The organism is Actinosynnema sp. NPDC020468 (assembly GCF_040642015.1).
In the GTDB taxonomy this organism is placed as follows: Bacteria; Actinomycetota; Actinomycetes; order Mycobacteriales; family Pseudonocardiaceae; genus Actinosynnema.
This window is the reverse complement of sequence record NZ_JBFAEO010000031.1, coordinates 73,971-98,448: the sequence shown is the minus strand read 5'-3', so window position 1 is coordinate 98,448 and position 24,478 is coordinate 73,971. Positions and strand designations below refer to the sequence as shown.

Here is a 24,478-nt window from a genome sequence, read left to right as displayed (position 1 = left end):
AACCCACCCGCCTAATCCTCGCCCCGGGGGGCTATCCCCCCCCCGGCGCGGGGGGGGGGGGGGCCCCCGCCCCCCCACCCCCCGGTGCTCACGCGCCGAACCAGCGGGCGAGGTGCTCGTCCAGGGTCGACTGGTCCTCGCCCGCCCACACCACGTGGCCGTCCGGGCGCAGCAGCACGGCGGGTGCGTCGAGTTCCTCGCTGACGTCCACCACGTGGTCGACGCGGTCGGCCCAGCGCTGCGCCGAGAGCCTGCCGGTCTGGTCCAGCAGCAGGCCCCGCCCGGCGTGCGTCAGGTCGAACAGGCGACCGCCCTTGAGCCGGACGTCGCGCAGCCGCCGGCCCACCAGCGGGTCCGCGGCGCCGAAGTCGTAGCGGATGTCGATGGCGATGATCTTGCCGATCAGGTGTCGGTTGACCTCCTCGAACTCCATCAGCTCGGCCAGCAGTCGGCGCACCGCCTGCGCGCCCGGTTCCAGGGACGCGAGTTCGACCTGCGCCCGGGTGTTGTCCAGGACGTCGGCGGCCACCGGGCGGCGTTCGGCCTCGTAGGTGTCCAGCAGGCCCTCCGGTGCCCAGCCCGCGAGCTCGGCGGCCAGCTTCCAGCCCAGGTTGAACGCGTCCTGGACACCGAGGTTGAGGCCCTGGCCGCCCTGCGGCGGGTGGACGTGCGCCGCGTCGCCCGCCAGCAGCACCCGACCGACCCGGTAGCGGTCGGCGAGCCGGGTGGCGTCGCCGAAGCGGGACAGCCAGCGCGGCGAGTGCAGGCCGAAGTCCGTGCCGGCCAGGGCGCGCACCTGGTCCTTCAGCTCGTCCAGGGTCGGCGGGACCCTCGGGTCCGCGGCGACGCCGGCGGCGGGCGCGATGACCCGGTACACGCCGTTGCCGAGCGGCACGGCGCCGAAGCGCAGGTGGGTTTTGCGGACCTCGGCGATCACCTCGTCCAGCGTGTCCTGGGACGCGGTCAGCTCCATCTCCCCCAGCAGCGTCTCGACCCTGGTGGGCTCGCCGGGGAAACCGATGCCGGCCAGTTTGCGCACCGTGCTGCGGCCGCCGTCGCAGCCGACGAGGTAGCGCGAGCGCAACCGCGTGCCGTCGGCGAGTTCGGCGGTCACCCCCTCGTCGTCCTGGTCGAACCCGACCAGTTCGCAGCCGCGCCGGAACTCCACGCCGAGTTCGACGGCGTGCTCGGCGAGCAGCCGGTCGGTGATCGGCTGCCGCAGGCCGAGGACATACGGGTGGGTGGTGTCCAGGCGCTCCGGCGCCGGCTTGAAAAGGCCCGCGAAGAATCCGCTGAGCGGGTGTTTCCGGCCGAGCTCGAGGAACCGGTCCAGGATGCCGCGCTGTTCCAGCACCTCCATGCTGCGGGCGTGCAGGCCCATCGCGCGGACGATTTCGGTCGGTTCCTCGTCCCTCTCCAGCACCAGCACGTGCACACCCTGGAGCCGCAGCTCACCGGCCAGCATCAAGCCCGTCGGCCCGCTGCCGACCACGATCACGTCGAACACGAAAAACCCCCAACAGCCAAGGTTGCATTTCAGCCGGAATGGTGGCACCACTTCCCGGTTTCGGCCCGTTCCGGCTTCGGCCGCAGATTCTGCGCCCTCACCCGGGCCTTGCCGCAAGTCCCCCGGTGCGTTATAAATTGAAGTGGGGAGAGAAGTGTGTGCCCCTTCGCCCTGCTCAGCGCCGGTTCCACCGGACCGCGGTGCCGCGCCGCGCCTTCGCGCCGCCGATGGCCTCGGCGAGCGTGCGCGGGTCGGTGGTGGCCAGCGACGTGACGACCTCGGCGGCCAGCGCCTCGGGGTCCCGGTCCTCGACGTCGATCACGAGCCCGTACTGGGTGAACGGATCGTCGACCCGCTCCCGGTGCACCGGGCTCAGGAACGTCAGCCGCGCCGCGTCGGGCTCCTTCACCCAGGCCACGCACCAGCCGAACTCGCAGTCCGCCCGGCCGAGGATCGTCGGGTCCGCGCGAAGCCGCCGGGTGATCAGCCTCGCGACCGTCCGGGCCGGCCACTCCCAGCCGTGGTCCCGCTCGGCGCGGGTGAGCTCCCGGTCGTACGCCGCGGCGTCGAACCGCACGTCCCGGGGCGGGTCGCCGGCCATCGAGGAGCGCCAGTCCTTCCAGACCACCTCCGCGCCCTCGCGCACGATCGTCACGTGGAGCCCGCCGCAACACCCCTCGGTGCAGTACGCCTCGGCGAGTCGGACCTCCCTCGGTTCCCCGGTGGCCCGCAGCATTCCCTCGCCCAGCAACCACTCCGGCACCGCGGCGGGGCCCTTGTCGAACGACGCCGCCACGATCGGCACCCCGTCGAGCACGATCCTGGCCTCCACCTGCGGGAAGCCGACGGGGTTCGGGTCGGGTGGCACGACGCGCACGGCGAAGCGGTCCGTCGGCAGGTCGACGGCCGCCAGCCGGGCGAGCACCCACGCGGCCCGGCGCGCCTCGACCGGGTCGGCGGACCTCGTGCCGCGGTCGAGCACGTCGTGCCACGCGGTCAGCACGTCCTTGATCCGGTCCACGAGCGGGCCCCGGTCGTCCCCGACCACCATCGCCGCCGGGCCGGTGGCCAGGTCGTCGGCGACCGAGGCGAGCACGGCGGCGCGGTCGACCGCGGGGGTCACCGACGGGGCCAGGTCGACCCACCGCCGGTAGGTCTCCGGTGCGTCCGGGTAGCGGGCGATCTCGTGGTAGTAGTCGTGGGTGGAGGTCATGGCGGACAACAGGTTCCCGGCCTGGTCCCACCGGCGGTCGTCGCCGGCGCCCGCGAGCAGGTCCACCAGCCCGTGCTGTTCGGCGATCCGCCGGGCGAGCGTCGTGCCCAGCGTGTGCCCCGGCGTCGACCGGACCCAGTCGCGCACGGCCGGGTCCGGGTGTCCGATCAACTCCCCGGCGGCGAACTGAATGGTGTCCGGGCGGGACCGCTCGGCGAGCCACACGAGGTCGGGCACCGCGCGGGGATCACCGGCCAGGACCGCCGCGGCGGCCGTGTCGGCGACGGACAGCAGGCCGACCGTCCGGACCACCGGGAAGTCCCGAGGTTCGACGTTGCCCCGCAACAACTCCAGTCCGACGCGCACCGAGCGCTCATCGATGCCGTGCCGCACCAGCCACCGGGCGGCGTCCCGGAGGAGCGCCGGCGGCGCGGCCTCGCGCAGGTCGTCGGCGGACAGGTCCGGGTTGTCGAGGAAGTGCCGCACCACCGCGGTGGGTTCGGGGGCTCCCGGGTGACCGCGGAGGTACGGAAGGGGAAGTCCGCCGAGGGGAAGGGGCTCGTCCGGAGCACGCCGGTGCAGCCGCATCGCGTGGTCGTGCAGGGACACCGGGAGGTCGGGCGCGCCGCGCCCGTGGACCGCGATCACCGGCGGGAGGAGGACTCGATTCTCTTCGTCATGATCGGAACGGTACCCCGGCGGCGCGAGGTGGTCGACGGACGGCGGAAATTTCGGGGTTGTGCGCGCCGGTGATCGGGTAACCGGGGCGCGCCACGAGGGGTCTACGGACAGGACGGGGAGTGATCGATGTCCACGCAGCGGAACGCCACCGGTGAGGACGCCGGGCGGGTGGACGTCGTCACCCGGGACCTCGACTCCACGTCGGACCGGGAGATCCGCGGTCTGGTGCGGGAGTTGACGGCCGGGTACGAGGGCGTGCTGGCCGACGACGCGGTGCTGGTGGCCGACGAACTGGTCACCAACGCGCACCGGCACGGCGCGCCGCCCAGGGTGTGCCGGATCCTGCTGGACCCGGGTCGGCTGCTGCGGGTCGAGGTCGACGACACCGCGCGGGACCAGCCGCGCGGGCGGACCCCGGACGCGACCGGCGGCCGTGGGCTGGTGCTGGTCGAGAACCTGGCTTCGGCGTGGGGCGTGCGGACGCACGCCGACCACAAGACCGTGTGGGCCGAGTTCGCCCTGGACCACCCGACCAACGACGCGCCGCACCTGACGGGAGTGGACCGGCCATGACCGCGGTGGAGAAGCCGACCCACGCGCTGCCCGTCGTGCCGCCGCTGTGCTCGACGCGCCGCACGCCCGAGGGCACGCCGGTGGTGTCGGTGGAAGGCGAGATCGACGCGGCGTCGGCGACGGAGTTGACGACTGCGGTGGCTGCGGCGGTGGACGGCGCCGCGGCCGGGTTCTGCGTGCTGGACCTGTCCGCGGTGACGTTCCTCAACGCGGCGGGCCTGGCGGCCCTGGTCTCGGTCGCGGGCCACGGCGAGCGGCACGGCCTGCCGGTCCGGGTCGTGGTGGACTCGAACCGCCGGGTGATCCGCCCGATCGAGGTCACCGGGCTCGACCGGTCGCTGGCCCTGTTCCACACCGTCGAGGAGGCGTTGCGCGCCCACGGTTGACCGCTAGTGGTGCGGTCCGGTCACCGGCGGGGTGCTCAGCCCGCCGGCGACCGCGTGGCGCAGGGTTCCCGGGTCCAGCCGCCAGACGGTCGTGCGACCGCCCGACGGGCCGTCGACGGCGAACGCGGTGGAGGCGTTGTGCTCCAACCAGGTCAGCAGCTCCGGCGCCGCGTAGCCGTAGCCCGCGGCCAGGGAACGGCTCTGGGTGAGGACGTAGTGGGCGTCGTGGTCGGACAGGGACCGCAGGGACGGCCAGACGCCGTAGCCGGGACGGGGTAGGAAGGCGAACTCGGCGGTGACGTTCGTCAGCCCCACCGGGGTGCCGGCCGGGACGTTGGCGGTGAGCCAGTCGTAGGCCCGGCGGTAGGAGTCGTCGGTGGTGGCCCGGGCGGCCACGCCGAGCACGGCGGTCAGCGCGGTGAACGTCGCCACCACGCCGGTCACCAGGCGCCGGTTCACCAGGCCGCGCTCGGCGTTCTCCACCGCCAGCACGCCGAGTGCCAGCGTGGACGGCACCAGCACGTAGTAGCCGAACTGCTCCTCCAGGGTGCCCGCCGCGGCCGCGTAGACGCCGAACGCGCCGCTGGTGGTCGCGATCAGGCCGAGCATCCGGCGGACGCGGTGCGCGCTGAGCGACGCCAGGACGCCCGCGACCACGCACAGGCCGATCAGCACGTAGCTGGTGCCGAAATGGGTGGCCTGGTCGACGAGCCGACCGCCCAGGCCCGGTGTCTCGGGCGCGTTGAACCCGGTCAGCTGCACGAGCCCGATCATCCGGCGCAGGCCGAGGCTCTTGGCGGCCCACCACGCGGCGAGGTCGCCGGTGGCGAGCAGCGTCACCAGGTACACCCCGTAGGGCACCGCGGCCGCCGCGACGGTGATCAGCACGCGGCGGGGCGCCAGGGTCCGCCGCCACACCGTCGCGAGCAGCAGCGGGAGCACCACCAGCACCGCGGCGATGTCCTTGGTCAGGATCGCGCCGCCGAACAGCAGCCCGGCCGCCACCGCGCGGAGCCGGGAGGTGCCGGTGAGCAGGACCAGCCAGCCCGCCAGAAGTGCCGCCGTGGTGGGGGTTTCCAGCATCACGCGGCTGTCGTTGCGCAGCACGAACGGGTCCGTCGCGAGCACGACGCCGACCACCGCGGCGATCACCGGGGTGGTGGCGCGCCGCGCGAGGAGGTAGCCGAGCACCACGACCGCGACGCCCAGGACGGCGTGACCCCAGCGGAGCCGGTCGACCAGGTCGACGGTCGGGCCGTCCAGGCCGAACACGTCGATCAGCAGGCCGTCGAGCAGGAACGCGCCCGGCGGGTGCAGGAAGAACGGCTGCCCGGACAGGTTCGGCAGGTGGCCGCCCGCGACGGCGGAGGCCAGGCGGGCGTAGGTCAACTCGTCGACGAACAGGTCGTTGGCGGAGGTGAGCCCGACCGCGCGGAAGAGGAAGGCCAGCAGTCCGACGAGCGCGGGCAGCAGCCAGGGGTGCCGGGTGGTCATGGGTTACCGCCTCGTGGGGAGCAGCGTCGGGGTGGTGACCGAGTCGAGCCACCGGGTCAGCCCGCGGTCGTCGGTCGGGGTGGGCAGCCGGTGTTCCTCGGCCAGGGCACGGGTTTTGGGCTCCCAGGGGAATCCCGCGCACGGCGTGCCGGCGGCCAGGGCGAAGACGAGCGCGTGGAACCGCAGCCCCAGCACCGCGTCGGCCCGCGCGACCACGGCCTTCGCGAGCCCGGGCGGCAGGTTCGGGCCGACGACCGGGACGGGGACGCCGGCGGCGGTCGCGACGGCCTCGGCCAGGGCCGCGTCGGTGTGCTCGGGCGGGCGGCCGTGGTCGGCGCGGTCGGACAGGGCGAGCGCGACCACCGCGCCGCCGCGCGCGGTCCACCAGCGGGCGGCGGTGGCGAACGCCTCGACCGAGCGGAGGGTCCGCGCCTCGTCGGCCGCCTTGGGCGCGAGCAGCAGCAGCGGTCGGGTCGGGTCCGCGCCGGCGCGCCGCAACGCCTGCCGGGCCAGGTCCGGCGACGCGGTCGGGACGAGCCACGCCAGGTCGCCCACGCACGGCACGTCGACCGGCAGGTCGAGGGTGCGCAGCGAGAGCCGGTCGCGGACGGTCATCGTGCCGCGGGCCGCGGCACGGCGGAGCCGACCCAGCACGTGCGCGGGCATCCCGTCGTAGACGCCGATGCCGACGTAGGCGACGGCCCGCCCGGTGTGCCGCGCGGCGGCCACGAGGTGGGGCAGCGCCTGGACCAGCGGTGGCAGGCCGGGGCCGAACATGCCGCCGCCGACGACCACGAGTCCGGTGGCGCCGCGCACCGCGCGCAGGGCGTGGCGCGGGGTCATCGGGCACGCCGGCACGCCGTGCAGCGCGGTCACCCGGCCGGGGTCGCGGGACAGCACGGTGACCTCGGCGTCCGGGTCGAGCGCGGCGAGGGTGGCGGCGAGCAGCGACTCGTCGCCGGTGTTGCCGTTGCCGACGTTGCCGAACACCAGCAGCCGCGGTCGGGTGCCGGGTGCCCGGCCGAGGTCGGTGAGCTGGGCGCGGACGACGGCCGCCGGGTCGCGCACCGGGTCGCCGTGCACGCAGCGGAGGTAGAAGTCGGCCTGGCGGCGGGCGAGCACGTCCCAGTCGTGCTCGCCCGCGAACCGCCGGGCCTGTCGCACGCGGTCGGCGGTCTTGGGCACGCGGTGCAGCCGGACCAGGGCCTCGGCGTAGCGGGCCACGTCGAACGGCGGCACGCGCTCGCCGCTGTGCGCGGGCACGACCTCGCGCAGGCACGGGATGTCGAACGCCAGCACGGGCGTCCCGGTGGCGAGCGCCTCGACGGCGACGATCCCGAACGTCTCGAACCGGGACGGCACGACGGCCACCCGGGCGCCGGCGAGCAGGGCGAACTTGGCCCGACCGGACACCCAGCCGGCGAACCGGACGCGGTCCGCGACGCCCAGTTCGGCCGCCAGCGCCCGCAGCTCCCGCTCGTCGGGCCCGGTGCCGGCGATCACCAGGGTTCCGGTGATCCGCGGGCACGCCAGGGCCCAGGCGTGCAGCAGCAGGTCGAGACCCTTCTGCGCGCTCTCCAGCCGGCCGACGAACACCACGTCGTCCCCGGAGCCGGGGGTGGCCTCGAACGCGAGCGGGTCGACGCCGTTGCCGATCACCTCGACGTCGAGCCCGGGGTGCAGCGCGGTCAGCTGCCCGGCGACACCGCGCGAGACCGCGACGACCCGGCGGTGCCGGCGGACCCCGAAGCGCTCCACGAGGTGGAACGGCAGGTGGTACTGGCGCGCCTTGTCCCGGGCGTTGAGCCACTGCACGACGCCGACGGTGCGGCGTCCGGTCCACAGTGGAGCGGCCATCGTGGAGATCGGCGCGAAGAAGTCCTCCACGACCAGGTCGGCGGGGTGCCGGCGGGCCGCGAACGGCAGCACGGCGGCGTACCCGGCGACCCGGCCGACCAGCGTGCGCCCGGAGCCGATGCCGACGTGCCGGTAGCGCACGCCGTCCTCGACCCGGTCGCGGCACCCCGGGAACCTCGTCACCAGCACGGTCACCCGGTGCCCGGCGGCCACCAGCCGCTTGTCGATCTCGTGGGTGCGCAGCGCGCCGCCGCCCGCGCCGGGCATGGCCGGGTCCTCGAACCCCAGGTGCAGCAGGTCGAGGGTCTCCCCCGGCGTCCGCCCGGGACGCCGGTTCGGGCGCAGCACCACGAGGACGGTCACGACGACGACGCACCCCCACAGCACGGGCGAGGACCGGGTGAGCAGCAGCGCGCCGACGAGCGGTCCGACCAGCGCGGGCACCCGCAGTGCCGCCCGGCGCACCGAGCGCGGCACGTGCCGCCAGGCCAGCGCGGTGGGCAGCAGGGCCGCGAGCACCGTGCCGACGGCCGCGCCGCACGCCAAACCCGGGACACCGGCGGCGGACCAGCCGGTCACCAGCGCGGTGGGCACCACGACGGCGCAGCCGAGCAGTCCGAGCCCGCACCGGCGGTGCGCGCCCACGCCCAGCAGCACCATCGTCGGCACGCCGATCGCGCCGAACCCGAGACCCGCGACGGCGAGCCACGGCAGCAACGGGATCGCGCCGGCGTAGGAGTCGGGCAGCACGCCGAGCACGAGGTGCGCGGGCAGGGTGGCGACGACGGTGGCCACCGGCAGCGCGAGCCGGGCGAACGACCGCACCACGGCGCCGACGAGAGCCGGCGCGCGGTCGGCGGAGGCGTTGCGCAGCAACGGGAAGCTCACCAGCGCGGCACTGGCCGCGACGTACACCGGACCCTTGGCCATCGTCGCCACCGCCTGGTACGCGGCGCCCGCCGGCGACCGGCCGTCGACCAGGGCCACGAACACCAGGTCGACGCCGACCAGCGCGGAGAGCGCGCACTGCGCGGCGGCGATGACCCCGGTCTCCCGCCAGCGGTCCCGGTCGCGCAGCAGGCCGGGGCGCAGGCCCAGGTCGTGCCGCAGGGCGGTGACGCCCACCCACACCACGACCAGCGTGCCGGCCGCGAACCCGCCGACGGCGCCCGCCGCGCCGAACCCGAGCCCGACCGCGCCGACCGCGACCACCAGGCGCAGCAGCACTTCCGCGACCGAGGCGACGGCGTAGCGGGCGAAGCGCGACTCGCCCTGGAGCCACCCCCAGGTCGGCGAGATCGCGAACACGGCGAACGCGGCCAGGCCCATCGCGACGGCCACGCCCGGCGTGTCGAGGAACAGCCCGATCGCGGTGAGCGCCGTCGCCGCGACCACACCGCCCAGCAACGCGACCACGAGCGCGAAACCGGCGCTGTCCCGGCGGCCGGCGCTGCCCGGCGCGAACGCCCGCACGGCGCGGGCCAGCGGCAGCGGCACGAGGGCGCTCGCCACCACGCCGACGGTGGTCAGCAACGCCTGCGCGGCGCTGTAGTCGATGAACTGGCCCACGGGCAGCAGGTGCGCCATGAGCAGGGTGCCCGCGTAGCTCGCGGCGCCGACGAGTCCGGCCGAGGTCGTCATGAGCGCGCCGGCGCGGAGGATGCCCCGGTCGCTCATGCCGGTCCCGCCACGTCGCTCGTGGCCACCAGCCGCACGGGCAGCCCGGCGGGTCCGGCGAGCAGGTCGTAGCGGTCGGCCAGCCGCACGCTGTCGACGGTCAGCCCGAGGCGTTCCACGACGCGGGGCGTGTCGAAGTCGTCGCACCCGCCCAGCAGCACGGTGGTGACGCCGTCGGGACCGGTGACCAGTTCGTCGGTGGAGCGCAGGGCGCCCGTCGGCGGACCGCCGGGTCGGCACCGGACGACGGTGGCGATGTCCGGGCGCGCGGTCCGGCCGACCCGGTGCCCGGAGGACTCCTGCACGACGGCGCCGGCGAGCAGTTCCGCGCTGCGCTCCCAGGTGAAGCACCCGGCCCACGCCCGGCAGCGCCGCGCGAACGCGGTCGCGGTGTCGAGGTCGGCCAACGCGTCGACGGCGTCGACCAGGGCGTCGGCCAGCCCGTCGGGGTGCTCGATCAGCCAGCCGGTGCGCCCGTCCACGACCGAGTCGCGCACGCCGGGCACCTCCACGGCCAGGCACGGCACGCCCCGGCCGGCGGCCTCGACGATGGCGCAACCCCAGCCCTCGCCCGCCGAGGTGGACACGGTCAGCCAGGCGCGGCCCAGGATCTCGTCGCGGACCGCGTCGGGCTGCCGGCCGTGGAAGGTCACCACGTCCTGCACGCCGTGCGCGCGGGCCAGTTCCCGCAGCCGGGGCAGCTCGACGCCGTCGCCGACCACGTCCACCCGCAGCCGCGGCACCCGGGCCACGACCTCGGGCAGCGCGGCGAGCAGCAGGTCGAGTCGCTTGTGCGGCACCAGCCTGCTGACCACGGCGATCGTCGGGTCGGGGTCGCGCGGACCGACCACCTCGACCGGCGGGGCGGTGCCGTTGGGCACGATGGAGATCGGTCCGCGCAGGCCCAGCCTGCGGCGCAGCTGGGTCCGCGTCGACGGCGATACCGCGACGGTGAGCCGACGGCCGTGCACGCGCCGGGACACCGGGCCCTCCAGCAGCCGGCCCAGCAGCGCCATCGGCGCGCCGAAGCGGTCGGAGAACTGGTCCTGGTGCACGTGGTGGACGACCTGGACCACCGGCGTGCCGCGGCGCACGAAGGCCGGCGCGAAGAACGGGATGCCGTTCTGGCAGTCCACGACCGCGTCGAAGCGACCGCGTTCGCACAGCAGCCGCCACGCCACGCGCGGGTACACCGACAGCGCGCCGCCGACGCGCACCACCTCGACGCCGTCGACCACCTCGTGCGCGGGCAACCCGTCGGGCCGCGCGGTCAACCACGTCACGCGGACGCCGGCCGCGACCCAGCGGCGGGCGATGTGGTGCAGGTACAGCTCCGCGCCGCCGGCCTCCGGGTGCCGGACGTCGCGCCAGTTGAGCACCGCGATGTGCTTGCCGCGCAACCGTTCCACGTTGGTCCTCACGCGACACCCGCCCGGTACAGGCTCAGCAGCGCGGTGAAGGAGGCCAGTCCGTCGCGGACCGGGTGGAAGGTCGACCGGGCGTCGTCGGTCCACGCCACCGGGATCTCCACGATCTGCCTGCCGGCGGCCTGGACCCGGTTGAGCAGCTCGACGTCGAAGGCGAACCCGGTCATCCGGCACCGCCTCAGCGCGTCCTGGACCACGTCGCGCCGGAAGAACTTGAAACCGCACTGGGTGTCGTGGACGCCGGACACCAGCGGGCGGGCCAGCGCGCGGAACGCCGCGCCGCCGACCCGTCTGCCCAGCGGCTGCGCGTGCACGAACCGCGCTCCGGGCGCGTGCCGCGAGGCGACCACGGCCGCCGCGCCCCGGCGCAGTTGCGCCATCACGTCGGTCAGGGTGTCCAGCGGAGTGGACAGGTCGGCGTCCACGAAGCCGACGAACTCGGCGGTGCCCGCGAGCAGGCCGCGGCGCACGGCCGCGCCCTTGCCCGCCCGGGAGCAGCCGATCACCGCGATCTCCACCCCGCCCGGGTCGACGTGGTTCACCACGGCCGCGGTCTCGTCGACGCTGCCGTTGTCGACCACGACGAGGCGCGAGCGCCACGGCCGGCCGCTGAGGTACGCGACCGCCTCGCGCAGCGTCGCGGGCAGCCGCGCGGCCTCGTTGTAGGCGGGGACGACGATCTCCAGGTCGACCGCCCGGCGGTCGGCACCGGGCGCACCGGGGCGGTCGAGAACAGACCTCGGCATGGACATGTGGATCCTTTTCCGGGGAGGAGGGACGCAAGGGGAATCCCGGCGCCGCATTCCGCCGTGGACTCAATCCCGCTATCGAGTGGCCGAGTACCGGCGTAACACCGCGACCGGTCACCCCCGGTGATTCGGGGCCCTTGCGCCGTCCGGACATCGATCGCCCACCGATCGATCACCGCTGGTCACACTGCCTGCACTGTTGCCACGGCCGACAACGGCGCGTCATCGCAGATTCACTCTTTAGATGGACGTATTCCAATCCACCGGCGATACATCCTGACTGCCAGTAGCCGAATAGTCTTCACGTCCATCCCGGTGGAAATGGCGCGGAAAAGCCGCCGGGGGCGTGCCGGAAAACCCGATTATTGCGCCGGCGAGAGGGAACCGGTCGTTACCGCGAACCCGGTCGCGGTCGATCCGGGCGGTGCGCGGCCATGATCGTCGGCCGGCTATCCTCGTGCCGTCCGGCGACGAATGGAGACTCCGGTGACCGGCTCCGGCGACGAGACGACGCGTCGTGCGCGCTTGACGGTGCAGGGGTGGTTCGCGTCGCTGCTGGGCGTCGTGGTCCTGCTGGTGGTGCTCGGCGCGTCCGTCGGCTCGTGGAGCCTCCAGCGCACCGCCGACGTGTCCGACCAGCTCGCCGAGCACCTGCAACCCGCCCGCACCGAGGCCTACCGGTTGCAGAACGCCCTGGTGGACCAGGAAACCGGCGTCCGCGGCTACGTGCTGGCGGCCGACCGGCGGTTCCTCGAGCCCTTCGAGGAGGGCGTCCGGGTCGAGGCGGAGGCCGCCGGGCGGCTGCGGGAGTTGTTGGCGGGCCGGGATTCCCTGCTCGCGGACCTCGACGCCATCGAGGACGCCGCGCGGCAGTGGCGCGAGCGGTACGCGCGGCCGGCGGTCGACGCGGTCGTCCCCGGCGTGCCGGGCGTGGTGGACTCCGCGGCGCCCGAGCGCGGCAAGGAGGACTTCGACCGGCTGCGCGGGTTGTTCGCCCAGCAGGATCGCCGCCTGGTGCAGGCCCGCGACGACGGCCGCGCCGACCTGGCCGCCGCCCGGTTCACGCGCAACGGCATCCTCGCGGTGTGGGCGGTCGGGCTGCTGCTGGCGTGCGCGGCGATCGCGGTGGTGGTGCGGCGGCTGATCGTGCGCCCGCTGGCCAAGCTGCGCGCCGCGACCCGCACCGTCGCCGACGGCGACTTCGAGTCCACGATCCCCGCGCACGGACCGGCGGACCTGCGCTCGGTGGCGCTGGACGTGGACCGCATGCGCGGCCGCATCGTGGAGGCCCTCGACGCCTCGCGCGGCAACGAGGAGCGGCTCCAGGAGCAGGCCGCAGCGCTGGACGCGCGCGCCGAGGAACTGCGCCGGTCCAACGCCGAGCTGGAGCAGTTCGCCTACGTCGCCTCGCACGACCTCCAGGAGCCGCTGCGCAAGGTCGCGTCGTTCTGCCAACTCCTGGAGAAGCGCTACCGCGACCGGCTGGACGACCGCGGCGTGCAGTACCTGGACTTCGCCGTCGACGGCGCGAAGCGGATGCAGGTGCTGATCAACGACCTGCTGACGTTCTCCCGGGTGGGTCGGGTGACCGGCGGCCGGCGGGAGAAGGTCGCGCTCGGCGACGCGCTGGACACCGCGGTGCAGAACCTGGCGACCGCGATCGAGGAGTCCGGCGCCGCGGTGCAGCGCCCGGCGGAGCTGCCGGTGCTCACCACCGACCCGACCCTGCTGACCATGCTGTGGCAGAACCTGCTGGGCAACGCGGTGAAGTTCCGGCACCCGGACCGCGCCCCGGTCGTGACCGTCACCTGCGACCGCGAGGACCCCGCCGACGGCCCGCCGCGGTGGCTGCTGACCGTGACCGACAACGGGATCGGCATCTCGCCGGAGTTCGCCGACAAGGTCTTTGTGATCTTCCAGCGCCTGCACGGCCGCGACGACTACCCCGGCACCGGCATCGGCCTCGCGCTGTGCAAGAAGATCGTGGAGCACCTGGGCGGCGCCATCGGCGTCGACACCACCCACCGCGGCGGCGCCCGCGTCTGGTTCACCGTGCCCGTGCCGGAGGACCAGGCGTGATCCGCGCGGCGCGGAAATCGGGTGGACGGCGGCCCGGCCGGGCTTGTAGCTTGCCGTCGACCGTGACGCCGACCGAGGAGGTGGGACCCGTGACCGCTGGATCGCTGTGGGTGCTCCCCCTCCCCGTCGCAGTCGGGCGACAGCCGTAGGTGTCGCCGGGAGCGCCTCGTCACTCCCGGAAGGCAACACCTGTGCACACTTCGCCCGTCACCGAGCCGCACGCCCTCGGTACCCCCGACTTCGACGTGATCATCGCCGGCTGCGGCCCGACCGGCGCCATGCTGGCCGCCGAACTGCGGCTGCACGACGTCCGGGTCCTCGTCCTGGAGCGGGACACCGAGCCCGTGTCGATGGTCCGCGTCGTCGGTCTGCACATCCGCAGCCTCGAGCTGATGGCCATGCGCGGTCTGCTGGACCGCCTCCTCGCACACGGCCGACGACGTCCGGCCGCCGGTTTCTTCGCCGCCATCGCCAAGCCCGAACCCGAGGGCCTGGACTCCGCGCACAACTACCTGCTGGGCATCCGGCAGCCGGTGGTCGTGCGGCTGCTGGAGGAGCACGCGACCGCGCTCGGCGCGCAGGTCCGACACGGTGCCGCGGTGGCCGACCTCAGGCAGGACGACGAGGGCGTGACGGTCGTCCTGGCCGACGGGGACCGGGTGCGGGCGCGGTACCTCGTCGGCTGCGACGGCGCGCGCAGCACCGTGCGCAAACTGCTCGGCGTCGGCTTCCCCGGCGAGCCCGCGCGCACCGAGACGCTGATGGGCGAGCTCGAGCTGACCGCGCCGGAGGAGGAGATCGCCGCCAAGGTCGCCGAGGTCTCCGCGACCCTCAGGTCGTTCGACGTCCGCCCGTTCGGCGGCGCCCACCGCGTCGTCGTCCCGGCCACGGCCGTCGGCGATCGCGCGGAGCCCACCCTGGAGGACTTCCGGCGGGCACTGCGCGCCGTCGCCGGCACCGACTTCGGCGCGCACTCGCCGCGGTGGCTGTCCCGCTTCGGCGACGCGACCCGACTGGTCGACCGCTACCGGGTGGGCCGGGTGCTGCTGGCGGGCGACGCGGCGCACATCCACCCGCCGGCCGGCGGCCAGGGCCTCAACCTGGGCGTGCAGGACGCGGTCAACCTGGGCTGGAAGCTGGCCGCCGAGGTCGCCGGGCGGGCGCCGGAGGGTCTGCTCGACACCTACCACGCCGAACGCCACCCGGTCGCCGCGGAGGTGCTGGACAACACCCGCGCCCAGGTGGAACTCCAGTCCGCCGCGCCGGGCCCGCAGGCCGTGCGCAGGCTGCTCGCCGAGCTGATGGACATCCCCGAGGTGAACCGCCACCTGATGGCGAAGATCACCGCGATCGCGATCCGCTACGACTTCGGCCCGGGCCCGGACCTGCTCGGCCGGCGCCTGCCCGACCTCGACCTGGAGCACGGCCGGCTCTACGACCGCCTCCACCGCGGCCGCGCCCTGCTCCTGGACCGCACCGGACACCTGACCGCCGGCGCGTGGTCCGACCGCGTCGACCACCTCGCCGACCTGACCGCCGCCCTGGACGCACCGTGCGTCCTGCTCCGCCCGGACGGCCACGTCGCCTGGATCGGCGAGGACCGGCGCGACCTGGAGACCCACCTCGCCCGCTGGTTCGGCCCGCCCACCGGCTGATCCCGCGGCACCCGTCGTGCCGTCCGGACGGCACGACGGGTGCGACCGGGTGGGCCACGTCGATCGGACCGCGCCCGGCTGGAGCCTGTCGGGGGCGCGCCGGCGGCACCTACGGTCCGAGGACCTACGACACTCGGAGCGGCTCATGGTTCGGCGGGCGATGGTTTCGGCGGCGTTGGTGGTGGCGGCCGTCGGGGGTGTGGTGTTCTCCGGGGCGGCCCAGGCGTCGCCGAAGGTGTTCTGGTGGGACAACGGCTACTGGCAGGACCAGGCGACCTGCGTCTGGTACAAGGACGACGCGGCCGGCAGCGGGAACTACATGGTGCAGCCGAGCGGGCCCACGTGCTTCTTCGACGCGCGGTGGGGTTACTACTACAAGACCGCCGACCTGTCCTGATCACGCGGGCCACGAAAGTGGCGCGGAACCACCCGACGGCGACGTGCCGGTGGTGATCACGCGACCTAGGTTCGTCGGGTGAGCAGCTACGAATCCCTGGGACTCGCGGCACGGCCGCTTCGGGCGCACGCGCTGACGGCGGTGACGATCGTGTTCGGCGACGACGTGGCCGGCGGGCACCGGGAGACCGTGGTGCTGTCCGGGCCGGTGGAGCTGCACTCGTGGCCGATGCCCGGGTACCCGTTGCTGGTGGACGACGACGGGCACGCCCAGTTCCAATTCGAGCTGGTGGGCGGCCCGGACCTCGGGGTGCGGGGCTACTGCCACCACCTCGCCGACCTGCTCCGGCTGGGCGTGGACCCGTTCACGCCCAGCACGGGCCGGGTCCGCCAGGTCGCGCCGGGCAGCGACTTCCCGGCGCAGATCGAGTTCCTGAGGTCGGCGGTGCTGGAGTCGCGGACGTTCCGGCTGGCGCACCGCGACCCGATCGAGGTGCGCGGGCTGCTGACGTCGTTGCCGCCGTTCGCGCCGCCGACGGTCCGGCCGTACGCGGACGAACCGCGCGGCGACGGTCCGTTCGACGTGATCGTGGCCCAGGACGTGCAGGTGGCGACCTCCCTGCCGATCCCCTGGTTCCCGGCCGACGGGCAGAACCGGCCGGTGGCGGGTGACCCGGTGCTGTTCTTCGCCTCCAGCGCCGCGCCGCTGATGACCGTGCTGCTGGACCCGTCGCGGGTGCTGGAGCGGTCCGCGCAGGCCCGGCTGGGGCTGGAGGTGGGCGGTCGGGCGGTGGAGGTCGAGCTGACCGGCGACCGGGTCGACGCGGCCGGTGTCGAGGTGCTGCTGTTCGAGGACGTGGCCCGGATCTCGCGGGCGGCGCTGACCGGGCGGTGCGCCGAGCTGGGCGGTCCGGTGACGTTGCGGGTCGGGTGGCCGCGCCCGTCGCTGGGCACGCTGGTCGACGGCAGGCTGGCGGTGGACGCGTGGTTCGAGCTGGTCACCCCGGCCGGTCCGCTGTACGCCGCGGACCCGGTGCCGCTGGCGGGTCCGGCCGGCGGGGACGGCGCGGACCTGGCCGTGGCGGGCGGCACGGCGCTGCTGCGTCCCGACGGCGGGGTGAAGGCGCGGCTGACGTCGCTGACCCTGACCTGGTGAGTCGACGCCGACCCCGGGAGCGGACCCGGACGGCGCGCTCGTCCGGACCCGTCCGAAGATCTTTCCGGCGCGGGTGTCGATCCGGCGCGCGCCCGTTCGTGTAGAGGGCGAGGAACCGACATCAGGAGGACGTCATGAGCCAGTACCTGCTCGCGGTGATCGAACCGTCCACGGGCACCCCGCCCTCGCCGGACGCGCTGGCCGCGATCATGCGCGACGTGGACGCGGTGGACGCCGACATGCGCCGGGACGGGGTGTGGGTGTTCGCGGGCGGTCTGCACGGGCCGGACTCGGCGACCACGCTGCGGCCGGGCGCCGGGGAGGTGCTCGTGGTCGACGGCCCGTTCGCCGAGGGCAAGGAGCACCTGGGCGGGTTCACGATCGTCGACGTGCCGGACCTCGACGCGGCGCTGGAGTGGGGACGCAGGCTCAGCGCGGCGACCACCCTGCCGGTCGAGGTCCGCCCGTTCCGGTGACCGACCCGGTCGCCGAGGTGTTCGGCCGCGAGTACGGGCGGTCGGTGGCCGTCCTGGTCCGCGTCTTCGGCGACATCGACATCGCCGAGGAGGCCGTCCAGGACGCGTTCGCCGAGGCCGTGCGGCGGTGGCCGGCGACGGGGGTGCCGCCGAGCCCGGCGGGGTGGATCATCACCACGGCCCGCAACCGGGCGGTGGACCGGCTGCGCCGGGAGGCCACGCGCGAGGACCGGCACGCGCGCGCCGCCCTGCTGCACGCCCGGGACGAGCCGGCGGAGGAGAGCCCGGTGACCGACGACCGACTGCGGTTGATCTTCACGTGCTGCCACCCGGCGCTGAACCCGGCCGCGCGGGTGGCGTTGACGCTGCGGCTGCTGGGCGGGTTGACCACGGCCGAGATCGCGCACGCGTTCCTGGTGCCCGAGCCGACCATGGCGCAGCGCCTGGTGCGGGCCAAGGCGAAGATCCGCGACGCCCGGATCCCCTACCGGGTGCCGGGCGAGGCGGAGCTGCCGGACCGGCTGCGGTCGGTGCTCGCGGTGGTGTACCTGGTGTTCAACGAGGGGTACGCGGCCAGTTCCGGCGACGTGCCGGTGCGCGAGGACCTGTGCGCGGAGGCGGTGCGGCTGGCCAGGTTGCTGGCCGGGCTGCTGCCCGACGAGCCCGAGGTGGCGGGGCTGCTGGCATTGCTGCTGCTCACCCACGCGCGCCGGGCGGCGCGCGTGGACGCCGAGGGCGGGCTGGTGCTGCTGGGCGACCAGGACCGGACGCGGTGGGACGGCGCGCTGCTGGCCGAGGGCCGCGAGCTGGTGCGGCGGTGCCTGCGTCGCGGCGCGCCGGGTCCCTACCAGATCCAGGCGGCGATCGGCGCGGTGCACAGCGACCCGCCACCCACCGACTGGGGACAGGTGCGGGTCCTCTACGACCACCTGCTGGAGTTCACGCCCACGCCCGTCGTGCGGCTCAACCGGGCGGTGGCGGTGGCCGAGCTGGAGGGTCCGGCGGCCGGGTTGGCGCTGGTCGACGGGCTGGACCTGCCGGGGTACGCGGTGTTCCACGCGGTGCGCGCGGACCTGCTGCACCGGGTGGGCCGGCACGCCGAGTCGGCGCGGGCGTACCGGCGGGCGATCGCGCTGTCGGGCACCGCGGCCGAGCGGGAGCTGCTGGCGCGCAAGCTCAGCGCAGTGCCCGGATCAGCTCCGCCACCTCCGCCGGGGTGAAGTCCAGGGCGGGTTCGCCGACGGTCAGCTCGATCGCGGACCGGTTCGGGTCGGGCGAGGTGGAGGCGTGTGCCGGCAGTTCGACCCCGGTCTCCTCGAGGATCCGGCGCGCGGCGGCCGTCACGGCCTCGGCCGGCGCCGGGACCAGCACGTGGAACAACGGAGTGTGCGGCACCTCGGGCACGGTGCGGGCGTAACCGTCGGCGTTGATCGCGGCGGCGAGGGCCACGGCGTGGTCGCGGTACGCGGCCATCCTCGGCAACGCCGTGTCCAGGCCGAGCAGCGCGGCGGCGGTCAGCGGCCACGCGTCGGTGACGGCGCCGCCGAGCCTGGTCCGCCACACCGAGGCCAGGTCGACCGTCTCCCGGTCCCCGGCCAGCACGGCGCCGCGCACGCCTTCGAGTCCTTTGTAGAGCGACACGTAGACGGTGTCGAACAGGGCCGCGATCCCGGCGTGCGGGCGGTCGTAGAACGGCTGCGCCTCCCACAGCCGCGCGCCGTCGAGGTGGGTCGCGACGCCGCGGTCGCGCGCCCAGGAGGTGTGCGCGACCAGGTCCTCCCACGCGGGCAGCAGACCGCCGATCTCGCGCTGGGGCAGTTCGACCAGCAGCGCGGACAGCGGTTCGCGCACGCCGTCGAGGTCGGCGAGGGTGAACAGCCGGTGGTGGTCGCCGACCGGCCGGTGCCGCAGTCCGTGCACGACCTGGTAACCCTGCTCCTCCCACAGCACGAGGTGGTTGCGCGGGTGGGCGGCGAAGGCGCGCGGGCCGAGGCGGTCGGCGTGCACGCGCAGCGCGGTCTGCTGGGCCATCGTGCCGGTGGGGAAGAACAGCGCGGCGGGCTTGCCGAGGAGGTCGGCGAGGCGTTCCTCGAGTTCCGCGGTCGGCCGGGTCGGGTGCGTGCCGGGCGGCACCCGGTCGAGCAGCGCGCGGAGTCGGGCGTGCGGGTCGCGGCGCAGCCGGGAGTGCTGGACGAGCGACCGCCGGATCTCGGGTGCCATCGGTCGAGTCTCGCGGTGTGGAAACGGGCGCGGCAACGGGATTACCGGTCGCGATACTGGGCTCATGGGAAAGTCGTACGAACGGATCGAGGGTCGACTGCGGGCGTTCATCGAGGCCCAGCCGGTGTTCTTCACCGCGACGGCGCCCCTGGCCGCGGACGGGCACGTCAACGTGTCGCCGAAGGGCCGGTCGGGGTCGTGGCGGGTGCTGGACGAGCGGCGGGTGGCGTACCTGGACTTCGGCGGCAGCCACGCCGAGACGATCGCCCACCTGCGCGAGAACGGTCGCATCACGCTGATGTGGTGCGCCTTCGACGGGCCGCCGAACATCGTGCGCGTGCACGGCGTCGGCGAGCCGGTGTTCCGCGACGACCCGAGGTTCGCCGGGCTGGTGGCGGGCTTCGGTGACGCGGACGCGCCGGGCCTGCGCGCGGTCGTGGTGGTGACCGCGACGCTGATCAGCGACACCTGCGGCTTTGCCGTGCCGTTCATGGACTACCGCGAGGAACGCACCCTCCACGCCGACCACTTCGGCCGCAAGTCCGACGAGGAGTTCCGCGCGTACTGCGAGAGCAAGGACCACAACCTCCGCTCGATCGACGGTCTCCCCGCGCTCCCCCTCCCCCTGCCACCGCGCTAGCCCTTCACCGCGACGGTGAAGCCGGCCGGCGACGGCGCGGTGGGCGCGTCGTGCAGGCGCGGGTGCACCAGCGGACGGCCGTAGCGGGCGGCGACGTCCCGCGCGCTCGGGTGGGTGGCGGTCCAGTGGTGGTCGGTCAGCCACGCGGGCAGGTCGGGCCGGGTGCCGGTGGGCAGCAGGCGGTCCACCGGGACGCCGATCCCGGCGTTCGGCGGCGGGGCGGACAGGCTCAGCGAGCGTTCCAGGGTCAGCGTGCTGCCCGGCGCGGACAGGGCGTCGACGGTGTCCAGCAGGGCGGTTTCGGCGGCCGGGGTCAGGTACTGGAGCAGGCCTTCGGCGAGCCAGGCGGTCGGTGCGGACGGGTCGAAGGCGGTCGCCGACAGCGGGGTGCGCCAGTCCGCGGACAGGTCGGCCGGGACGGTGGTGCGGGCGCAGCGCGCGGTGTCGGTGAGCACGGAGTCCTTGAACGCCAACAGGTCCGGCTGGTCGAGTTCGTACACGTGCGCGTCGGGCGGCCAGGTCAGCCGGAACGCCCGGGTGTCCAGTCCCGCGCCCAGCAGCACGACCTGGCGGGCGCCCGCGAGCGCGTCGTCCAGGAACCGGGTGCGCAGGCCGACGTAGTTCGCGCCGAGCAGCAGCAGCGTCTCGCGGCGGGTGAGCACGGCGTCGTCGGCGGGCCACCGGGTCGGGAACGGGGGCGCGGTGGGCGCGGCGTGGACGAACGCGAGCGCGAAGGGGTCGTCCACGAGCCGGTCGGCCCGGCTGGACTCGACGGCGCGGGCGGCCGCGGCGGCCACCGCGGTGAGGGCGGTTCCGGTGATCACGGGTTCCTCGCTCGGTCCAGGTAGGAGATCAGGGTGGCGACGCGGCCGGCGGGCCAGCCCAGCGCGGTCTCCAGGCGGGGGTCGGTGTGCGCGCCGTGGGTGCGCCACAGGTCGACGGCGGCGACCTTGGTGTCCTCGGTGACGTGGAAGGCGTCGCCGACGGCGTTCCACCGGGCCGCCAGGTCGGCCGACTCGGCGGCAGGGACGCCCGCGCGTTCGCGGCGGTCCAGTTCGCGCAGCAGGTCGAGCCACTCGCGGCGCAGGTCCTCGACCCGGGAGCCCAGGGCGGCCCGGCGGTCGGTGAGGGCGTCGCGCTGGTCGGCGGACAGGTGGGCGTCGAGCAGCGACTGGGCTTCCAGCGCCGCCAGCAGCCGTTCGGGTTCGGGGTCCGGGTCGGTGAGCAGGTCGGCGACCCGGGCGCGCAGTTCGGCGACGCGGCGGGCGCGGGCGTCCAGGTCGGCGAGCTGGGCGGTGAGCAGCCGGTGCAGGCCGGAGGTGTCGGCGAGCGCGTCGGCGACCCGGTCCAGCGGCATGCCCAGGTGGCTCAGGGCCCGGATCCGGTACAGCCGGCGCACGTCGTCGGGCGTGTAGCGGCGGTGACCGGCCGGGGTGCGCTCGCCGGGGCGCAGCAGGCCGATCGCGTCGTAGTGGTGCAGCGTGCGGACGGTGATCCCCGCCGCCTGGGCGAGTTCGCCGATCGTCCACCGGGTCACCGGCGCGACGCTAGCCCCTGACGTGGCGTCAGGGGCAAGTCGGCGGCCCGGTGTGGTCCGGGCCGCCGACCCGGGTGGTCAGGGGGTGAGGACGATCTTGCCGGTGGTGCGGCCCGTCTCGATCAGCCGGTGCGCCTGTGCCGCCTCGGACAGCGGGAGCACGGCGGCCAGTTCGGTGCGCAGCTTCCCGGCGGTGACGAGGTCGGAGAGGGCGAGCAGGCCCGCGCGGTCGGGTTCGCACAGCACGAACGCGGTGCGCACCCGGTCGCCCGCGGCGGCGGCGAGGGCCTCGTGGGTGGCGGCGAGCAGGGTGATCACGAGGCCGCGGTTGCGCACCGTGGGCAGCGAGCGGATGCCCGTGTCGCCGCCCACGGTGTCCAGCACCACGTCGACGTCCTCGATCACCTCGGCGAAGTCGACGGCGGTGTAGTCGACCACCTCGTCGGCGCCCAGCGATCGGACGAAGTCGTGCTTGGCGCGGGACGCGGTGCCGACGACGTGCGCGCCGAGCGCCTTGGCGATCTGCACGGCGACGTGCCCGACCCCGCCCGCGGCGGCGTGCACCAGCACCCGGTCGCCGGGGCGGACGTGCGCGGTGTCGACCAGGGCCTGCCACGCGGTGAGTCCGACCAGCGGCAGCGCCGCCGCGTGCCGGTGGTCGACGCCCGCGGGCTTGGTCGCGAACTGCCGCGCGGGCGCGACGACGTACTCCGCGTGGGCGGCGGCCCGGCGGGGGAACAGCGGCATGCCGAACACCTCGTCGCCCGGCCGGAAGAGCGTGACGCCGGCGCCGACCGCGGCCACGACGCCGGACACGTCCCAGCCGAGCGTGAACGGCGGCGACCCGATCCAGATGACCTCGGCGCGGGTCTTCGCGTCGATCGGGTTGACGCTGGTGGCGTGGACCTCGACCAGGATTTCGGTCGGCCCGGGTTCCGGGCGGTCGACGACGACCTGGCGCAGCACGTCCGGCCCGCCGAGTTCGTCCTGGGTGATGACGCGCATGGAGTTCATGATTTCGAGGATCATCGAACTCTGCACGGGCGGCCACCGGCCCGCCGGCCAACCCTCGAACGTTTCGGGCCAACCCCCCCGGCCCCGACCAGGGCCGCCGCCCCGCCGTCTCACCCGGCCGTGCGGCCGCCGCCGAGCCGTCTGCCCGCGAATCGAAGGATTGTTGAACAATCCCCTCCAGCGAGGGTTCCCTTGTTCAACAATCCTGTGGTCCGACAAGCCGCACCGGGCTTGAGGTCGTCACCGTCCGAGTTCGGGGTCAGGAGGGCTCGACCTCGATTTCCGGGTACACCTCGCCGCTCTCGGTGCGGGCGACGACATTCGCCGCGTTGGTGATGATGAAATCCTTGGAGGAGCCCGACGGTGCGTCGAGGCGCACCCGGTTGAAGCCGAGCCGGAGTTTCAGCGGGCGGTTCGAGGGGTGCACCCGCACGGTGAACTGGAACGGGAATTTCCGGCGCTCGAACTTCTCGTAATTGCGGTCGAGGATTTCCCGGTCGGGGTTCGCCCGGTAGCTCCTGACCCAATCGGCGACGGGGGCGTCGAGCGGCACGTCGTACAGGCCGTACAGCTGCTCCCAGTCGTAGCTCGGAATTTCGCCCCACAACTCGACTTCGAAGTCGACGTTCTGCACCTCGATCGGGAGCAGGGTGTGGACGCCGAGATTGACCTTGACGTGCCCGGCGGGCACCGCGGCCCGGACGGTCGCGGGCTCGGCCGACGGCGAGCCGGGGACCGCGGTCGGCGAGAGGGCGACCAGTGCGACGGACGCCAGCACGGCGGCGATGGAGATCATGACTGACCTGCCTGGGGTCGGTGGAAGGGTGCGGGGTCCGCGGCCGGGCCGGCAGTGCCGGCGACCGACCGCGGACCGCGAGGAGGAGCGGATCAGGCCTGCGAGACCGACAGGAGCACCGGCTCGAACTCGACCGGGATGTCCTTGTCGTTCTGGTCCTTGCCGCCGCCGGAGGAGCCGTTGATGACCGTGAAGTCCTTCGAGGTGCCGTTGAAGGTCAGGCGCAGCGTCTCGAAGCCGATCCGCAGGCGGGCGACGCCCCGCAGGTCCTTGGCCTTCACGTGGAAGCCGAGCCTGAAGTGCAGCTTGATCTGGGCGGTCTCCCCGAAGGTCTTCTGGAGGACGTCCTGCGAGCTGTCCTTCTTGAAGCTGACGACCCAGGCCTTCCAGCTCTCGGAGTGCTTCAGGTTGTAGACGTCGTAGATCGCCTCGTAGCTGTAGCCCGTGAGGGTCCCGTCGAGCTCGCCGTCGAGGTCGAACCCGGACGACTCGATCGTGATGCCCTTGAAGCTGCTGAAGCCGTGGAACGCCGCGACGGCGCCGGCCTTCGCGGAAGCGGGGCCGACCGGGCTGAAGGTCGTGGCGGGCGTGGCGGACGCCATTCCCGAACCGACCAGCAGGGCCAACACCGAAACCACGGAGGTGATGATCTTGCGCATGGACTATCCCCCGTATGACTACACCGCCGGGCGTGCACCCGAATGCGCCTGCCCCGAGCGGTTTCACTGACTGATACGAGGGCAACAATGGTCGATTCGAGACCGCCTCACAAGCCCTTGACACTCGTTTGAATGCAATTGTCGCACAACGGGTGCAAGACCCCTCCGACTCGGCCACGGACGGTGCGGAAAGCCTCTCCGAAGGCCTTTTATTCCTTCTGCTCCGGATATTCGACGGCACACCCAGGTCGTCCGGAATTTCCGGGAATTTGCGCCGAACCGGGTG

Annotated in this window: 21 protein-coding genes; 9 read left to right on the top strand and 12 right to left on the bottom strand. The window is 74.3% G+C overall.

Annotation, left to right across the window (positions count from 1 at the left end):
* Positions 1-88: 88 nt before the first annotated feature.
* Positions 89-1,507, bottom strand: coding sequence for a rifampin monooxygenase (gene rox / locus AB0G50_RS22530; protein WP_360111796.1), 1,419 nt, complete (start codon positions 1,505-1,507; stop codon positions 89-91).
* Between the two features lie 175 nt (positions 1,508-1,682).
* Positions 1,683-3,368, bottom strand: a complete 1,686-nt coding sequence (locus AB0G50_RS22525) for a hypothetical protein (protein ID WP_360111794.1) — start codon at positions 3,366-3,368, stop codon at positions 1,683-1,685.
* A 159-nt stretch (positions 3,369-3,527) separates the two neighbouring features.
* Between AB0G50_RS22525 and AB0G50_RS22520 the strand changes: the two genes are divergently transcribed.
* Together AB0G50_RS22520 and AB0G50_RS22515 are read left to right on the top strand one after the other, a co-directional pair.
* Positions 3,528-3,974 (top strand): ATP-binding protein, encoded by a 447-nt coding sequence (locus AB0G50_RS22520; protein WP_360111793.1) that lies wholly within the window; start codon positions 3,528-3,530, stop codon positions 3,972-3,974.
* On the top strand, positions 3,971-4,360 hold the full coding sequence (locus AB0G50_RS22515; protein ID WP_360111791.1) for an STAS domain-containing protein: 390 nt from the start codon (positions 3,971-3,973) through the stop codon (positions 4,358-4,360). The genes AB0G50_RS22520 and AB0G50_RS22515 overlap by 4 nt, the downstream gene beginning before the upstream one ends.
* Positions 4,361-4,363: 3 nt before the next feature.
* Here AB0G50_RS22515 and AB0G50_RS22510 read toward each other — a convergent pair whose 3' ends face one another.
* The 4 genes from AB0G50_RS22510 to AB0G50_RS22495 are packed head-to-tail and all read right to left on the bottom strand — an operon-like array spanning position 4,364 to position 11,561.
* On the bottom strand, positions 4,364-5,854 hold the full coding sequence (locus AB0G50_RS22510; protein ID WP_360111789.1) for a glycosyltransferase family 39 protein: 1,491 nt from the start codon (positions 5,852-5,854) through the stop codon (positions 4,364-4,366).
* Between the two features lie 3 nt (positions 5,855-5,857).
* On the bottom strand, positions 5,858-9,388 hold the full coding sequence (locus AB0G50_RS22505; protein ID WP_360111787.1) for a glycosyltransferase: 3,531 nt from the start codon (positions 9,386-9,388) through the stop codon (positions 5,858-5,860).
* Complete coding sequence (locus AB0G50_RS22500; RefSeq protein WP_360111785.1) at positions 9,385-10,809, bottom strand: glycosyltransferase family 4 protein; 1,425 nt, start codon at positions 10,807-10,809, stop codon at positions 9,385-9,387. The genes AB0G50_RS22505 and AB0G50_RS22500 overlap by 4 nt, the downstream gene beginning before the upstream one ends.
* Positions 10,806-11,561: a glycosyltransferase gene (locus AB0G50_RS22495; RefSeq protein ID WP_360111783.1), complete on the bottom strand. Its 756-nt coding sequence runs from the start codon at positions 11,559-11,561 to the stop codon at positions 10,806-10,808. Before AB0G50_RS22495 ends, AB0G50_RS22500 begins: the two co-directional genes overlap by 4 nt.
* Before the next feature lie 489 nt (positions 11,562-12,050).
* Here AB0G50_RS22495 and AB0G50_RS22490 point away from each other — a divergent pair, with 489 nt between their 5' ends.
* The 6 genes from AB0G50_RS22490 to AB0G50_RS22465 all read left to right on the top strand — a co-directional run bounded on the left by AB0G50_RS22490 (position 12,051) and on the right by AB0G50_RS22465 (position 18,546).
* Positions 12,051-13,643, top strand: a complete 1,593-nt coding sequence (locus tag AB0G50_RS22490; protein ID WP_360111781.1) for a CHASE3 domain-containing protein — start codon at positions 12,051-12,053, stop codon at positions 13,641-13,643.
* Positions 13,644-13,834: 191 nt separating this feature from the next.
* Positions 13,835-15,298 carry an FAD-dependent monooxygenase gene (locus AB0G50_RS22485; protein ID WP_360111779.1) on the top strand — a complete coding sequence of 488 codons (1,464 nt, stop codon included), beginning with the start codon at positions 13,835-13,837 and terminating at the stop codon, positions 15,296-15,298.
* A 145-nt stretch (positions 15,299-15,443) separates the two neighbouring features.
* Positions 15,444-15,695 carry a hypothetical protein gene (locus AB0G50_RS22480; protein WP_360111777.1) on the top strand — a complete coding sequence of 84 codons (252 nt, stop codon included), beginning with the start codon at positions 15,444-15,446 and terminating at the stop codon, positions 15,693-15,695.
* Positions 15,696-15,773: 78 nt separating this feature from the next.
* Positions 15,774-16,850 carry a DUF6004 family protein gene (locus tag AB0G50_RS22475; protein WP_360111775.1) on the top strand — a complete coding sequence of 359 codons (1,077 nt, stop codon included), beginning with the start codon at positions 15,774-15,776 and terminating at the stop codon, positions 16,848-16,850.
* Between the two features lie 134 nt (positions 16,851-16,984).
* Complete coding sequence (locus tag AB0G50_RS22470; RefSeq protein WP_360111773.1) at positions 16,985-17,326, top strand: YciI family protein; 342 nt, start codon at positions 16,985-16,987, stop codon at positions 17,324-17,326.
* Entirely contained in the window at positions 17,323-18,546 is a 1,224-nt protein-coding gene (locus AB0G50_RS22465) for a sigma-70 family RNA polymerase sigma factor (RefSeq protein ID WP_360111771.1), read from the top strand. Before AB0G50_RS22470 ends, AB0G50_RS22465 begins: the two co-directional genes overlap by 4 nt.
* On the opposite strand, the gene AB0G50_RS22460 is transcribed toward AB0G50_RS22465, so the two are convergent.
* Positions 18,503-19,546, bottom strand: a complete 1,044-nt coding sequence (locus AB0G50_RS22460; RefSeq protein WP_360111769.1) for a beta-eliminating lyase-related protein — start codon at positions 19,544-19,546, stop codon at positions 18,503-18,505. The genes AB0G50_RS22465 and AB0G50_RS22460 overlap by 44 nt on opposite strands.
* A gap of 64 nt (positions 19,547-19,610) precedes the next feature.
* Here AB0G50_RS22460 and AB0G50_RS22455 point away from each other — a divergent pair, with 64 nt between their 5' ends.
* Complete coding sequence (locus AB0G50_RS22455) at positions 19,611-20,186, top strand: pyridoxamine 5'-phosphate oxidase family protein (RefSeq protein WP_360111767.1); 576 nt, start codon at positions 19,611-19,613, stop codon at positions 20,184-20,186.
* Here the strand turns inward: AB0G50_RS22455 and AB0G50_RS22450 are convergent.
* The 5 genes from AB0G50_RS22450 to AB0G50_RS22430 all read right to left on the bottom strand — a co-directional run bounded on the left by AB0G50_RS22450 (position 20,183) and on the right by AB0G50_RS22430 (position 24,192).
* Complete coding sequence (locus tag AB0G50_RS22450) at positions 20,183-21,010, bottom strand: SAM-dependent methyltransferase (RefSeq protein WP_360111765.1); 828 nt, start codon at positions 21,008-21,010, stop codon at positions 20,183-20,185. The two genes, AB0G50_RS22455 and AB0G50_RS22450, sit on opposite strands and share 4 nt — an antisense overlap.
* On the bottom strand, positions 21,007-21,723 hold the full coding sequence (locus AB0G50_RS22445; protein WP_360111763.1) for a MerR family transcriptional regulator: 717 nt from the start codon (positions 21,721-21,723) through the stop codon (positions 21,007-21,009). Before AB0G50_RS22445 ends, AB0G50_RS22450 begins: the two co-directional genes overlap by 4 nt.
* A 78-nt stretch (positions 21,724-21,801) precedes the next feature.
* Positions 21,802-22,728 (bottom strand): NADP-dependent oxidoreductase, encoded by a 927-nt coding sequence (locus AB0G50_RS22440; RefSeq protein ID WP_360111803.1) that lies wholly within the window; start codon positions 22,726-22,728, stop codon positions 21,802-21,804.
* Between the two features lie 268 nt (positions 22,729-22,996).
* A complete protein-coding gene (locus tag AB0G50_RS22435; protein ID WP_360111761.1) occupies positions 22,997-23,533 on the bottom strand; it encodes a hypothetical protein in 537 nt (178 codons plus the stop codon).
* Positions 23,534-23,625: 92 nt separating this feature from the next.
* Positions 23,626-24,192 carry a hypothetical protein gene (locus AB0G50_RS22430; protein WP_360111760.1) on the bottom strand — a complete coding sequence of 189 codons (567 nt, stop codon included), beginning with the start codon at positions 24,190-24,192 and terminating at the stop codon, positions 23,626-23,628.
* Positions 24,193-24,478 lie beyond the last annotated feature (286 nt).